Genomic DNA, 13,993 nt, shown 5'->3' on the forward strand with positions numbered 1-13,993 from the left:
ATACAAGAATGGAGTAGCAAAATGCCCAAGATGAAGACGAAGTCCGCCGCTAAAAAGCGGTTCAAGATCACAGGCACCGGCAAGGTTCTCGCAGCCGCCGCCGGTAAGCGCCACGGCATGATCAAGCGGTCCAACAAGTTCATTCGCGACGCACGCGGAACGATGGTTCTGGCCGAGCCAGACGCCAAGAAGGTCGTCAAGAACTATCTGCCGAACGGTCTCTAAGACTTTTCCGCACTTTTGGACATTTTAAGGAGATCATGACATGGCACGCGTAAAACGTGGCGTAACTTCCCGCGCCAAGCACACCAAGACACTCAAGGCAGCCAAGGGCTTCTACGGCCGCCGCAAGAACACAATCCGCGCAGCCAAGGCTGCCGTGGATCGTTCCAAGCAGTATGCTTACCGCGACCGTAAGGTCAACAAGCGCAACTTCCGCGCTCTGTGGATCCAGCGTATCAACGCAGCAGTTCGCGAATTCGGCCTGACCTACGGCCGCTTCATCGACGGCCTCAACAAGGCTGGCATCGAAGTTGACCGTAAGGTTCTGTCTGACATGGCAATTCATGAGCCAGCAGCATTCGGCGTTCTCGTCGAAAGCGCAAAGAAGGCTCTTGAGTACCTCAAGGACGCAGGCACAACCAACGAGTTTGAAACCGCTGTAAAGTAATTACGGCGCGGACAAATTGTTGTTCATTTGAAACCCGCGCCGGGAAACCGGTGCGGGTTTTGCTATTTCTGGCGGTCTTTGATGGGCATTCCAAGCAAATTGGGAACCAATTCTGCTGGAATGGCGTAAAACAGAGAGCTGGAGTGTTTCGGTAACCGGTGTTCACCGGAAATGCTCCAAGCCGTAAAACGGGCAATGTTCCCGTGCACGAGTTTTGAATGCATCAAACTGCTGACCCTGATGAAAGAGCAAAAGGATTTCACATCCATCTTGAGGATGCGGATATCGCTGCCCTGATGCAGGCTCTTGTGGCCAGCGAAGGCCGCGTGCAGCAACTCACTCTTTCTGCTGGCTCGGTGTGGATCAAGCGACAGGGTGCTGAAAAGCAACCTTGGTGGGCCAAGCTACAATCTGTTTTCGCATCTGCGCTGCCCTATCAATTCCTGAAGCCATCGCCCATTCTTGCGCCCGCTGCCATGATGGCGCGCGAAAAACGCCGAATGGTCGAGTTTGGCAACAGGGGGTTTCCAGTCCCTGACATCATCTACCAGTCAAAGACGGCGATCGTCCTGTCCGACGTCGGGCCAACCGTTCAGCGGACGTTGAAAAGCATGCGTCAGGCGGGAGAAGCAGGCCATGACGCGTTGCTGATCGACTGCGCGGCAGCTATCGGCGCTCTCCATGCCGCCGGATTGTGTCATGGTCGCCCGCATGTGCGCGATTTCTTTCTGAGCCATGGCCGGATCGGCTTCATGGATTTCGAGGAAGAGCCGGAAGCGGTCATGCCGCTTGAGACGGCGCAGGCCCGTGATCTCTGGCTGCTGTTTTTGCCCCTGACAGACCTTGCCCAGAACGGTCAAATCACGCTCGATGCCGCTTATCAGGCGTGGGTATCGCGTGCACCAAAGGCCGCAATCGCCGAATTGCAGCGACTGGTGGGCGTTCTCAGCCGTTTTTTGCCGCTGGCACGGTTGATTGGGCGCGTGCAGATGGGTAGTGATCTCCGACGCTTTATCGTGGCGACCGATTATCTGAAGAATGCTGTGAACCCGAAGCCGCAGGCATAAGCCCGGCGAGGCAGGAAAATATGACCGAACTTGATACGTTGAAATCGCAATTGATGTCGGAAATCGCGGGCGCCGCAGATGAGGCTTCCATCGAAGCCGTGCGGGTCTCCGCGCTGGGCAAGAAGGGCTCGGTCTCAGAGCTTTTGAAGACGCTGGGCGCTATGACGCCGGAAGAGCGCCAGACCCGTGGCGCGGCTATCAACCAGCTCAAGACCGAAGTGACGGATCTGATTTCAGCCCGTAAAACGGAGCTGAAAGACGCCGCCATCACAGCCCGCCTTCAAGCGGAAACGCTGGATATCAGCCTGCCAGTTCGCCAATCACCTGCCGAGCGCGGTCGCATCCATCCGATCAGCCAGATCGTCGATGAAATCACGGCCATCTTCGCCGACATGGGTTTCTCCATTGCCGAAGGCCCGGATATCGAAACCGACTATTATAACTTCACGGCTCTGAATTTCCCGGAAGGGCACCCTGCGCGCGAGATGCACGACACTTTCTTCTTCCCGCCGGATGAGAAGGGTGAACGCAAGGTGCTGCGCACGCACACATCGCCGGTGCAGATCCGCACCATGGAAACCCAGAAGCCGCCGATCCGCATCGTCATTCCCGGCAAGACCTATCGCCAGGACAGTGACGCTACCCATTCGCCCATGTTCCATCAGGTCGAGGGTCTGGTCATCGACAAAAAATCGAATGTCGGCAACCTGCGCTGGGTGCTTGAAGAATTCTGCAAGACCTTTTTCGAAGTCGACAGCGTCGTCATGCGCTTCCGCCCGTCCTTCTTCCCCTTCACGGAGCCAAGCTTCGAAGTGGATATCCAGTGCGACCGTTCCGGCCCGATCGTCAAGTTCGGCGAAGGCAAGGACTGGATGGAAATCCTCGGCTGCGGCATGGTTCACCCCAATGTCCTGCGCGCTGGCGGACTGGACCCGGATGAATATCAGGGCTTTGCCTGGGGCATGGGTCTCGACCGCATCGCCATGCTGAAATACGGCATGCCGGACCTGCGCGACTTCTTCAACGCCGACGTCCGCTGGATGAACCACTATGGCTTCCGCCCGCTCGACATGCCGACATTGTTTGGCGGTTTGAGCAGTTAAGGAGAAAAGACGATGAAATTCACACTCTCCTGGCTGAAAGAGCATCTCGAAACCGATGCCTCTCTTGAACAGATTTGCGAACGCCTGACGGCCATCGGCCTTGAGGTCGAGGATGTCGATGACAAGGCGGCTTATAAGCCCTTCGTCATCGCAAAAATCCTGACAGCCGAAAAGCACCCCGAAGCGGACCGCCTCAAGGTGCTCAGCGTGGATGCGGGCGATGGCAAGCCGGTGCAGATCGTTTGCGGTGCGCCGAATGCGCGTGCTGGCCTTGTCGGTGCACTTGCGCGCCCGGGTGACTATGTTCCGGGCATCGATGTGACGCTTGCCATCGGCAAGATCCGTGGTGTCGAAAGCCACGGCATGATGTGCTCGGAAAAAGAGCTCAATATGTCCGATAGTCATGATGGCATTATCGACCTGCCTGAAGATGCGCCTGTTGGTACGTCTTTCGCGACCTATGCCGGTCTTGATGATCCTATGATCGAGATCAACCTCACGCCAAACCGCCCGGATTGCACGTCGATCTTCGGCATTGCGCGCGATCTTGCGGCTTCTGGTCTCGGCACGCTGAAGACAAAGCCTGCACCGGGCTTCAAGGTCGAAGGTCAGACCTCCGTTGATGTGATGCTCGATCTCGATGACGCCGCACTTTGCCCCGGCTTCAGCCTGCGCCTTGTGCGTGGCGTGAAGAATGGACCGAGCCCGAAATGGATGCAGCAGCGTCTTCTCGCGATCGGCCTTCGCCCGATCAACGCGCTGGTCGATATCACCAATTACATGACCTTCGATCAGGGTCGCCCGATGCACGTCTTCGATGCGGCCAAGGTCAAGGGCAACCTCGTCGTGCGCCGTGCCAAGGACGGTGAAACCATCCTTGCGCTGGATCAGCGCGAGTACAAACTCGGGCCCAACACTGTCGTCATTGCCGATGAGAACGGTATCGAATCCATTGGCGGCATCATGGGCGGCGAGCATTCCGGCTGCGATGAAAACACCACGGATGTGCTGATCGAGTCCGCTCTCTGGGACCCGATCAACATCGCCAAATCAGGCCGTGCGCTGGGTATCATTACTGATGCGCGTTACCGCTTTGAGCGCGGCATTGACCCTGAATATATGGTGCCGGGCCTTGAGCGTACGACGGAACTGGTTCTGGAGCTGTGCGGTGGCACGGCGGCAGAAGCAAAGATCGTCGGCTACAAGGGTTTTGAACCGAAGTTCGTGGATTTCCCCTTGTCGGACGTCAAGCGCCTGACGGGTCTTGAAATCTCGACCGAGGAAAGCCTCCATATTCTCAAGGGCCTCGGCTTTGGGATTGAAGGCTCCGGTGAGCGCGTCAGCGTTTCTGTTCCTTCTTGGCGTCCCGATGTGGATGGCAAGGCCGATCTGGTGGAAGAGGTCATGCGCATTCATGGCGTCGATAAGATCAAGCCTGAGCCGCTGGAGAGCTTCGGCGCGGTCAATGGCCGTATTCTGACGACGCTGCAGATCCGCACGCGAACGGCACGCCGGGCGCTGGCCAGCCGTGGCATGCTGGAGGCCGTCACATGGTCCTTCATTCCTGAAGCCCAGGCCAAACTCTTTGGCGGTGGCTCGGCAGGACTCAAGCTGGCAAACCCCATTGCTGCAGACATGTCGGATATGCGGCCATCGCTTCTGCCCGGTCTGTTGACCGCTGCACAGCGCAATGCCGACAAGGGCCATGCGGACGTGGCGATCTTTGAAGTATCAGGCACCTATGAAAGCGACACGCCGCAGGGCCAGCGTCGCGTGGCTGGCGGCATTCGCCGGGGCACCGCAACGCTGTCCGGTTCCGGTCGTATGTGGTCCAACGCCGCCAAGGGCGGTGGCAAGCCTGTGGATGTCTACGATGCCAAGGCCGATGCGCTGGCCGTGATCGAGGCCTGTGGCCTGCCTATGAGCAATGTCCAGATCGAAGCGGGCGCACCCGGCTGGTATCACCCCGGTCGCTCCGGCACGATCAAGATGGGACCAAAGGTCATACTCGGCACATTCGGCGAATTCCATCCGAAGACGTTGTCAGAACTGGATGTGTCAGGCGTCTATTGCGGTTTCGAAATCTATCTCGATGCCATGCCAGAGCCGAAGAAGAAGGCAACCCGCACCAAACCAGCTCTGGACCTGTCACCCTTCCAGACCGTGAAGCGCGACTTCGCATTCGTGGTGGATCGCTCGGTTGAGGCGGGCGCCATCATCAAGGCCGCGACCAGTGCGGACCGTAAACTCGTCACCGGCGTCAATGTCTTCGACGTGTTCGAAGGCGCATCCGTCGGCGAAAACAAGAAGTCCATCGCCATCGAAGTGCAGATCCAGCCGGTTGATAAGACCCTGACGGACGAGGATTTCGAAGCACTGACGGCCAAGATCGTCGGTAATGTCGAGAAATCCACGGGCGGCGTTTTGCGCGCCTGACTCTGAACGACATCGCTTGAACTCAAAAGGCCGGGGAAAATGCTCCCCGGCCTTTGCTTTTTATCGGTTCGCCATCGCCGCCATCTGCTCGGGATAGCGTCCGCCCGCCACCTTGGTGGGAGACAGAAGCTCACCCAGCTTCGCGGCCTCATCGGCACTCAGAACAATATCCGCAGCCGCAACATTTGATTCCAGATTGGCGATCTTCGTGGTGCCGGGAATAGGAACGATGAAATCGCCTTGCGCCAGCACCCAGGCAAGCGCCAGCTGCGCCGCCGTCACACCCTTCTTGGCCGCCATGTCTTCCAGCAATGTGACGAGCGCCAGATTGGCGTCAAAATTTTCCGCCTGAAAGCGGGGCAGGGAGCGGCGGAAATCCGTATCGGAAAGGCCATCGAGTTTCTTCAGCGCGCCGGTCAGCACCCCGCGACCCAGCGGGCTGAACGGCACAAAGCCAATCCCCAGTTCGCGGCAGGTATCGAGCACGCCATTGGTCTCGACGTCGCGTGTCCACAGTGAGTATTCGCTTTGGAGTGCGGTGATGGGGTGGGTGGCATGTGCCTTGCGGATCGTTCCGGCATTGGCTTCCGAAAGCCCCAGATAACGCACCTTTCCGGCCGCAACCAGTTCCGCCATGGCGCCGACCGTGTCTTCAATGGGCACATTGGGGTCAACCCGGTGCTGATAGAAGAGATCGATCACATCCACGCCCAACCGCTTGAGCGAGGCGTCGGCAACCGCGTGCACATTTTTTGGCGTGCTGTCTGTTCCCACCATCATCTGTCCCGCAGGCTTGCTGGCATCGATCTTGAAACCGAACTTGGTGGCTATGGTCACCTTGTCACGCAGCGGCTTTAGGCCCTTGCCAACCAGCACCTCATTGGTGTGGGGGCCATAAACCTCCGCCGTATCGAAGAGTGTGACGCCCAGTTCCACTGCCCGGTGAAGCGTCGCAATCGATGCGCTCTTATCCGCAGAGGGGCTATAGGCATGGCTCATGCCCATGCAGCCAAGCCCGAGGGCGGAAACGGTGAGGTCTTTGCCGAGAATTCTGTTTTGCATTGGAATGTCCTTCCCTGGGGAACCACCTTGTCATCAGGGGCATGCTGTAAGATAGCGTCTTATGAGGGCCAAAATAACTGCTGTAATTCACCCCAGCTTGTTCTATCATTTCGAATAATGAACCGCGTTCAACTCTCACAACTGGCTGTGCTTGCCGCCGTGGCCGAAGGCTTGAGCTTCCGAAAGGCCGCGGCAGAGCTGGGCATTGCGCCGTCCGCTGTCAGCCATGCGGTGTCGTCGCTGGAACTCAGCCTCGGCATGCGCCTGCTTCACCGCACCACGCGCAGCGTTTCTCCTACGGAAGAGGGCCGCAGGCTGCTTGAAACTCTGGCGCCTGCCCTTGCCAATATCGATGCCGTCATCGGCGCGCTGGCCGAACAGGGTGGACGCGCCGCCGGGCCGTTGCGCATCACCATGCCACGGCTGGCGGCGGAAGATATTATCGTACCAAGGCTTGGAGAATTTCTCAGCCGCTATCCGGATATTGCACTGGAAATCTCCACCGATGATCGCTTCGAGGATATCGTGGCAAAGGGCTTCGATGCCGGTTTGCGGCTGGGTGAAAATCTGGAAGCGGATATGATTGCGGTTCGCGCCAGCGGCCCGTTATGCGGTGCCATTGTCGGCTCACCAGCCTATTTCGACCATCACCCGATGCCGCAGCATCCGCGCGATCTCATGCAGCATCGCTGCATCCGCCGCCGCTTTTCAAGCGGCCTCATCTATCGCTGGGAGCTGGAGAAGGATCGCAAGCCGCTGGTGGTGGATGTTCAGGGGCCGCTGATCCTTTCCGATCAAAGCCTCATCCGCTCGGCGGCCATTGATGGTGCGGGGCTGGCATTCGTGTTCGAGCAGCGCATCGAAGACGATATCAGAGAGCGCCGTCTGATCCGTGTGCTGGAAGACTGGTGCGCTCCCTTCGATGGCTTTTACATCTATTATCCCTCACGCCAGCAAATGCGACCGGCGTTGAGGGCTTTCGTGGATTTCTTCCGCTTCAGAATTTGATGCGGTAGCGAATGTGGCCATCGCTCTCGACATAGCTGTCATAGAGCTTGCGCGCCCGCTCATTGTCCTCATTCGTGTGCCAGTAGAGGCGTGACCAGCCCTTCTCGCGGCAAATGGCAATCAGATCGTCGATCAGCGCCCGGCCAATGCCTTTGCCGCGAATGCTGCTGTCGATAAACAGGTCTTCCAGATAGCAGTCCGGTGTCTTGACCCAGGTGGAATCATGGAAGTGATGGATGGCAAAACCGGCCACCTGCCCATCCACAATAGCAAGGCGCGCAGAAACGCGGGAAGCGGGGTCAACAATGCGCGCCCATGTGTGGTCTGTCACGTCATCGGCAAGATCGACACTGTAAAAGGCAAGATAGTCCTTCCACAGTTTCAGCCAATCCGCCTTGTCTTCCACGCGCGCATCACGAATCTCTGGCTTCATCATGCGCCTGCCTTGTCGAGAAGGGCGACCATGTCGTCGGTCAATTTCAGTTCCGTGGCGCGCTTGAAGCTTTCCAGTTGCAAGAGGCTGGTGGCGCTGGCAATGGGCGCGGTGACGGCCTGTTTGCGCAACAGCCAGGCCAGCGCGATATCGGCAAGCTTTGCGCCTGTTTGCGCGGCGATCGTGTCCATGGCACCCAAAATCTCAAGTCCACGCGCATTGACGTAATCGCCCACGCGATAGGATCGCGCAACACCTTCCGTGTCGGCTTTGCTGCGGTATTTGCCGGTCAGAAATCCAGCCGCAAGGCTGTAATAATTGATGACGCCGATATCTTCCTTCAGCGAAAGGTCCGCCAGCTGCCCCTCGAACCTCTCGCGGGTGTAGAGATTGTACTCCGGCTGAACGACATCAAAGCGGGCGAGCCCCGTCTGGGCCGAAACATCCAGTGCTTGCTGCAACTCCGGTGCATCATAATTGGAGCAGCCGATGGCGCGCACCTTGCCTTGCTCTTTCAGCTTTGTGAAAGCGGCCAGCGTGTCTTCAATCGGTGTCTCGGCATCCGGCTTATGCGCCAGATAAAGGTCGATGTAGTCAGTCTGCAGACGGCGCAGCGATGCCTCGACGGCTTGCTCAATCCATTGCGGTTTGAGGCCCTTGTCATAGCCGACCTTGGAAACGATGATCGCCTTGTCGCGGGCAACGCTGCCCGTCTTCAGCCATTTGCCGATAATGGTCTCGGATTCGCCACCCTCATGCCCCGGCACCCATGCGGAATACACATCTGCTGTGTCGATGGTGTTGAAGCCTGCATCGAAAAAGGCATCCAGCAACTGAAACGAGGTCTTTTCATCCGCAGTCCAGCCAAACACGTTTCCACCAAACACGATGGGGGCGATGGAAAGGCCGGTTCGGCCAAGCGCACGTTTCTCCACGGACAATACTCCCTTTGCTTTCATGATAGGCGCGACACTATCAAGCGGCCCACGGCATAACCATTGAATTTCGTTGATGCCTGTCCCTCGCGCCTGTGATGCAAACGACGATCACGACGGAAGCGCTCTGAAAGAACTGGGCGGTTGCGCATGGTGCTGCTGCCAGACACGGCGAAGATGGCGGGCCGAGGCAAAGCCTGATCGTTCCGCCACCGCCTCCATATCAAGCCGGGAATGCGCCAGAATATCAGCCGCAAGATTGACGCGCATCAGGTTGATATAGTCCACCACGCTCACGCCTGCATGTTCGCGAAACAGGCGTGAAAGATGCCGCTCGCTCACATGCGCCAGCTTGGCAAGCGTTGCCAGCGACCATTCGGCGGCGGGGTTGGCAACAATGGCATCCTGCGCCCTGTGAACGGAAGGGTGGATGTGGTTTCGCCCTGAGAGCCATGGAGAGATTTGCGGATCATTGGCGGTCCGCCTGATGTAAATGACCATGATCTGGGCAATGCGGGAGGCGACGGCAGGGCTGGTCAGCCCTGAAACAATATGGAGCAGAAGGTCGATGCCGGTGGTTATGCCAGCACTGGAAAAGCAGCGCCCATCCTCCACGAACAACCGGTTGCTCACCGCGCAGGCCAGCGGCGCAATTTTTCGCAATTCATCCATGCAGTCGGCATGGGTGGTGCAGTGGCGATGATCAAAAAGCCCTGCCTCGGCAGCAATCAGCGCGCCCGAGCAGATGGAAACGACCGTCGTATCGCTTCGCACGCATCGCCGCAGCCAGTGCGCCAGAACCTGCCGTTCCTGCCGCGATCCGGCCTGCCTGGTTTCCAGAAGCGAGCCGCCTGAGATGATGACAAAAGCGTTTTCAGGAAGCGTTTCAGGCAATCCCTCCAGCCCGGATATTGTAAGCCCTATGGTCGTCGTCTGGGTCGGGCTTGCTGCAACATATCTGCAATCGAACTGAACAGCATTCTGCTCCTGGTTGGCGTAGCGCAGCACCTCCAGTGGGCCTGCAACATCCAGCAGCAGCGTTTGTGGCGGCAGCACCACGAAAACCGGTATGATTTTTGGTCGCGCGCCGCCATCGGTCATCATGCGGCGTCTTGGTCTGCCTGCAAGGCACCGTCTGCGGTGGTGATGCGGGCGAAACGGCCAGCGAGAACCAGTTCGGTGCGCTTGGCAATATCGGCTGCCGAAAACACCGTGCCAGATGCATGCGTCATCGGAAATGTCAGCGTCGCTTCGGTCACGAAATCAACCGCATAGCCCATATCGGAACCGTGGCGCGTGGTGGTCTCGCAGCATTGCTCGGTGCGAATGCCGGAAACGATCAGTCGCTCAATGCCGTGGCTCTTCAGCCACGCATCAAGCTCCGTGCCAATAAAGGCCGAATGCCTGTTCTTGCGAAACGTCACTGTCGGGTTGATCGTGATGCCATCGAGCGCGCGGATGAAGCCGCTCTCCTCAGCAAAGGCGCGGTCGCCATCGACATGGAAGATCTGGATGATGGGAATGCCAGCGGCCTGCGCCCCATCAATCAGCTTCTGCTGCGCGGCGAGAAAGGCGGGCAGGCCGCTTTCATCGAAATAAGGGGCGTGCCGAAAGGACTGCTGCACATCGATCACCAGAAGCGCTGTCTTCGCATGGGACATTTCATGTATCTCCGATTTCTTGAAATTACAGTATTGAGCCTCCAATAGAAAGCCGAAAGAAACGACAGCGCCGAAGAACGGACATATTCAGCCATGATGTTTCATAGCGTGTGGACATGTTGCACGCGGATCAGAGCGTGATAAGGTGCCGCCCAACATTGTGGAGGTTTGCATGCTGCGTTTTGGAATTCTGTCGACGGCAAAAATCGGTCGGGAACTCGTCATCCCCGCTATTCAGGATGCGGAAAACGCCGTTGTCACCGCCATTGCCAGCCGCGATGCCACCAAGGCACGGGCGTTGGCGGACCGTTTCTCTGTGCCCCACGCTTTCGGTTCCTATGAGGACATGCTGGCATCAGACCTTATCGATGCCGTCTATATTCCGCTGCCAACCGCCCAGCATGTGGAGTGGTCCATCAAGGCCGCAGATGCGGGCAAGCACGTGCTGTGCGAAAAGCCCATTGCGTTGAAGGCAGACGAAATCGACAGCCTGATTGCTGCCCGAGACCGCAACAAGGTGCTAATCTCGGAAGCCTATATGGTGACCTATACACCCGTATGGCTGAAGGTGCGGGAACTGCTCGCATCCGGTGCCATTGGCACGCTCAAGCACGTCCAGGGGTCCTTTACCTATTTCAACCGTGATCCGGGCAATATGCGCAACATTCCGGAACTGGGCGGCGGCGCACTGCCGGATATCGGCGTTTACCCAACCATCACCACACGCTTTGTCACCGGCAAGGAGCCGAAGCGCGTGCAGGCGGTGGTCGAGCGCGACCCGGTCTTCGGCACGGATATCTATGCCAGCGTGAAGGCGGATTTCGGTGATTTCGAACTCAGCTTCTATATTTCCACCCAGCTCGCCGCCCGTCAGCTCATGGTTCTGCACGGCACGGAAGGCTATATCGAGGTAAAATCTCCCTTCAACGCAGATCGTTGGGGTGCCGAGGAGGTTGAGCTTACCAACCAGAGCCATGGCCAGTCCCAGATTTTCCGTTTTCAGGACAGCCGCCAGTATCGCCGTGAGATCGAAGCCTTCGCAGCCGCAGCAAGTGGCGCAGAGGCTGATGTCGTGTCGCTGGAAAGCTCGAAAAACAGCCAACGCTTCATCGATGCCATCTACCGCGCCGCTGACAAAGATGGATGGGAAACGGTTTAACGCCTCTGCGCGCGCCTGTAGGCAAGGGATGCGAAGATCAGGCTCGCAAATGCGCTGGCGGCGAAGGCCGCCGGCCATTGCAGCATTGGATTTCGGCTGAGAATGAGAATGAAAAGCCCGCAACTCAGACCGGTGCCCAGCGCGCTGATGATGGCAGCTAGCGTGCGGCTGGGGCTATCGCTTGAGGCGCGCGGTGGCACAGGCCGGGCCATCGAGAAGCCAATCACAACAAGCGTGATCGTGCAACTTATGAGGCGAGCCTGGGCGATAGACAGCTCCGTCGCATTCGACATGACAAACGTCATCGCGCCGTCAATCGCCATGAAGGCGGCGTTCATCAGAATGAATGTCAGCATGCTCATGCGTCACCGCCCCGTCTCAAATCGTTGAAACAGACTCTATAGGAGCAGGGCGACGCGCAGAAGCCTTTTAAGCTGTACGCAATCCTCGCAAGACCATGAATACGCCGATGGCACCTCCAATGCCAACGTTGTAACCAGCAAGCGCAATGAGCAGCGTTATGATGTGCACGCCTGACGCAGAAACAAGTGCGGCGACACCAAATGCGATGGCAATAAACGTGCCGGTCGCTGCAATAGCAGTCATTGAGCGCAGCGCAAGCCCAGCTACGCCGAGACAGATTCCAAGAATAAATACCATGATGCCGCTCCTCCTCCAGAGGGCTTGAGGAAAGGCACCGTCATCCTCAAAAACCCTTATTCTCCTCCATTCATGCACGTCCAATTGCTAAAATACCAGATTGTTACAAATTTGTGAAATTTATTCGTCGTCAAATTGTCAAATCGGCGTCATCAAGTCGATTTGCGAATCGCGGCTCATGGGTTAGAAACGGGCATGAGCGATATTTTCAGCCAGCCTCTCACCAACCTCGCAGAGTTTTCTGTTTCGGAGCTTTCCGGCTCCATCAAGCGAACGGTGGAAACCGCCTTTGATCAAGTGCGGGTGCGCGGTGAAATCTCCGGTTATCGCGGCCAGCACACGTCGGGCCATGCTTATTTCTCCCTGAAGGATGACCGGGCGCGCATTGATGCCGTCATCTGGAAAGGCAGCTTCTCCAAGCTCAAATTCCGCCCGGAAGAGGGCATGGAGGTCATCGCCACCGGCAAGATCACCACCTTCCCGGGCTCTTCCAAATACCAGATCGTCATTGAAAGCCTGGAGCCTGCTGGCGCAGGTGCCTTGATGGCGCTGCTGGAAGAGCGCCGCCGCAAGCTGGCAGCGGAGGGCCTTTTCGATCAGGCCCGCAAACGCCGCCTGCCTTATATGCCCCGCGTCATCGGCGTCGTCACCTCGCCGACAGGTGCCGTCATCCGCGATATTCTCCACCGTATTTCCGATCGTTTCCCCGTCCATGTGCTGGTCTGGCCGGTCAAGGTGCAGGGCGAGGGGTCTGGCGAAGAGGTGGCCAACGCCATCAGAGGCTTCAATGCGCTTGAGGTTGGCGGGGCCATTCCCCGCCCGGATGTGCTGATCGTGGCCCGTGGCGGCGGCAGTCTGGAAGATCTCTGGAGTTTCAATGACGAGATCGTCGTGCGTGCAGCCGCCGAAAGCGAGATACCGCTGATCTCCGCTGTCGGGCATGAGACCGACACAACGCTGATCGACCACGCTGCCGATGTGCGCGCGCCCACGCCAACCGGCGCTGCCGAAATGGCCGTACCGGTGCGGGCAGATCTGGAGGCACAACTGGCGGGCCTGTCTGCGCGCCTGTCCGGCTCCATGTCGCGCCAGATGGACAATCGCCGCCAGGGCGTGCGGGCGCTGGTGCGCGCCATTCCCTCGCTGGATCAATTGCTCGCTCTGCCCCGTCGCCGGTTTGATGAGGCAGCCAGCGGTCTCGGTCGCGGTCTGGAGCTGAACACGCTCAACAAGCGCCGCAGTTTCGAGCGGACCGCCTCCGGTCTGCGACCAGACGTGCTGGGGCATGGCATCCAGCAGCAGCGTCAGCGCATTCAGGAGCGGATGCAGCGCGCCGAAGCTTTGGTCGAACGCCGCCTGCTGCAGGCGCAATCGCGCGTGTCCTCGTCTGACTCCTCCTTGCGCGCTCTGCCCGCGCGCCTTCTGGGCCAGTTGGATCGCCAGAAAGAAAAGGTGGCTGGTGCCACCCGCCGGGCAGATACCGCCGTGCTCAATCGCATGTCGCAAAACCGCGCCGGCATCGCCGCCCATGATCGCATCCTGCAATCCCTGTCCTATAAGAATGTGCTGAAACGCGGCTATGCCGTCATTCTCGATGAGGACAACCGCCCGCTCACCCGCGCCGCTTCTGTCGCTTCAGGCGCTGTGGTGTCGATGGAGTTCGCCGATGGCCGCGTCTCTGCCGTAGCCGGTGGTTCGGATACCCCGCCCGCAGAAGGGGCACCTCCAGCGCCGAAGAAGAAGCCTGCCAAACTAGGCTCATCAGGTCCTGTCGATCAGGGGACTCTGTTTTAGCGTGT

At 58.4% G+C, this 13,993-nt stretch carries 15 protein-coding genes; 8 read left to right on the forward strand and 7 right to left on the reverse strand.

Annotated elements, in window-relative coordinates:
* Positions 1–21 precede the first annotated feature (21 nt).
* The 5 genes from rpmI (at position 22) to pheT (ending at position 5,276) form a co-directional block, all read left to right on the forward strand.
* Entirely contained in the window at positions 22–225 is a 204-nt protein-coding gene (rpmI, locus tag ACQZ51_RS01225; RefSeq protein ID WP_042616318.1) for a 50S ribosomal protein L35, read from the forward strand.
* Positions 226–265: 40 nt separating this feature from the next.
* Positions 266–670, forward strand: a complete 405-nt coding sequence (gene rplT, locus ACQZ51_RS01230; RefSeq protein WP_042616319.1) for a 50S ribosomal protein L20 — start codon at positions 266–268, stop codon at positions 668–670.
* 218 nt (positions 671–888) lie between these two features.
* Entirely contained in the window at positions 889–1,737 is an 849-nt protein-coding gene (locus ACQZ51_RS01235; protein WP_448774643.1) for a lipopolysaccharide kinase InaA family protein, read from the forward strand.
* A 20-nt stretch (positions 1,738–1,757) separates the two neighbouring features.
* On the forward strand, positions 1,758–2,840 hold the full coding sequence (gene pheS / locus ACQZ51_RS01240) for a phenylalanine--tRNA ligase subunit alpha (RefSeq protein WP_448774645.1): 1,083 nt from the start codon (positions 1,758–1,760) through the stop codon (positions 2,838–2,840).
* Positions 2,841–2,852: 12 nt separating this feature from the next.
* Positions 2,853–5,276 carry a phenylalanine--tRNA ligase subunit beta gene (gene pheT, locus ACQZ51_RS01245; RefSeq protein WP_448774647.1) on the forward strand — a complete coding sequence of 808 codons (2,424 nt, stop codon included), beginning with the start codon at positions 2,853–2,855 and terminating at the stop codon, positions 5,274–5,276.
* A 60-nt stretch (positions 5,277–5,336) separates the two neighbouring features.
* On the opposite strand, the gene ACQZ51_RS01250 is transcribed toward pheT, so the two are convergent.
* A complete protein-coding gene (locus ACQZ51_RS01250; protein ID WP_448774648.1) occupies positions 5,337–6,338 on the reverse strand; it encodes an aldo/keto reductase in 1,002 nt (333 codons plus the stop codon).
* Between the two features lie 117 nt (positions 6,339–6,455).
* Here ACQZ51_RS01250 and ACQZ51_RS01255 point away from each other — a divergent pair, with 117 nt between their 5' ends.
* Complete coding sequence (locus ACQZ51_RS01255; protein ID WP_448774650.1) at positions 6,456–7,346, forward strand: LysR family transcriptional regulator; 891 nt, start codon at positions 6,456–6,458, stop codon at positions 7,344–7,346.
* On the opposite strand, the gene ACQZ51_RS01260 is transcribed toward ACQZ51_RS01255, so the two are convergent.
* From ACQZ51_RS01260 to ACQZ51_RS01275, 4 genes are all read right to left on the reverse strand, one after another.
* The gene (locus tag ACQZ51_RS01260) at positions 7,336–7,779 is read right to left on the reverse strand and encodes an N-acetyltransferase family protein (protein ID WP_448775705.1); all 444 of its coding nucleotides are present in this window, start codon (positions 7,777–7,779) and stop codon (positions 7,336–7,338) included. The genes ACQZ51_RS01255 and ACQZ51_RS01260 overlap by 11 nt on opposite strands.
* Entirely contained in the window at positions 7,779–8,714 is a 936-nt protein-coding gene (locus ACQZ51_RS01265) for an aldo/keto reductase (protein WP_448774651.1), read from the reverse strand. The genes ACQZ51_RS01260 and ACQZ51_RS01265 overlap by 1 nt, the downstream gene beginning before the upstream one ends.
* A gap of 111 nt (positions 8,715–8,825) precedes the next feature.
* Entirely contained in the window at positions 8,826–9,815 is a 990-nt protein-coding gene (locus tag ACQZ51_RS01270; protein ID WP_448775707.1) for a GlxA family transcriptional regulator, read from the reverse strand.
* Positions 9,815–10,375: an isochorismatase family protein gene (locus ACQZ51_RS01275; protein ID WP_448774653.1), complete on the reverse strand. Its 561-nt coding sequence runs from the start codon at positions 10,373–10,375 to the stop codon at positions 9,815–9,817. The genes ACQZ51_RS01270 and ACQZ51_RS01275 overlap by 1 nt, the downstream gene beginning before the upstream one ends.
* A 172-nt stretch (positions 10,376–10,547) precedes the next feature.
* Here ACQZ51_RS01275 and ACQZ51_RS01280 point away from each other — a divergent pair, with 172 nt between their 5' ends.
* The gene (locus ACQZ51_RS01280) at positions 10,548–11,534 is read left to right on the forward strand and encodes a Gfo/Idh/MocA family protein (protein ID WP_448774655.1); all 987 of its coding nucleotides are present in this window, start codon (positions 10,548–10,550) and stop codon (positions 11,532–11,534) included.
* On the opposite strand, the gene ACQZ51_RS01285 is transcribed toward ACQZ51_RS01280, so the two are convergent.
* Together ACQZ51_RS01285 and ACQZ51_RS01290 are read right to left on the reverse strand one after the other, a co-directional pair.
* Complete coding sequence (locus ACQZ51_RS01285) at positions 11,531–11,896, reverse strand: hypothetical protein (protein ID WP_448774657.1); 366 nt, start codon at positions 11,894–11,896, stop codon at positions 11,531–11,533. The genes ACQZ51_RS01280 and ACQZ51_RS01285 overlap by 4 nt on opposite strands.
* 67 nt (positions 11,897–11,963) lie before the next feature.
* The gene (locus tag ACQZ51_RS01290) at positions 11,964–12,194 is read right to left on the reverse strand and encodes a hypothetical protein (RefSeq protein ID WP_448774658.1); all 231 of its coding nucleotides are present in this window, start codon (positions 12,192–12,194) and stop codon (positions 11,964–11,966) included.
* 195 nt (positions 12,195–12,389) lie between these two features.
* Between ACQZ51_RS01290 and xseA the strand changes: the two genes are divergently transcribed.
* Positions 12,390–13,988, forward strand: coding sequence for an exodeoxyribonuclease VII large subunit (gene xseA, locus ACQZ51_RS01295; RefSeq protein ID WP_448774660.1), 1,599 nt, complete (start codon positions 12,390–12,392; stop codon positions 13,986–13,988).
* Positions 13,989–13,993: the final 5 nt, after the last annotated feature.

The sequence above is a fragment of the Agrobacterium sp. CG674 genome, assembly GCF_053521645.1.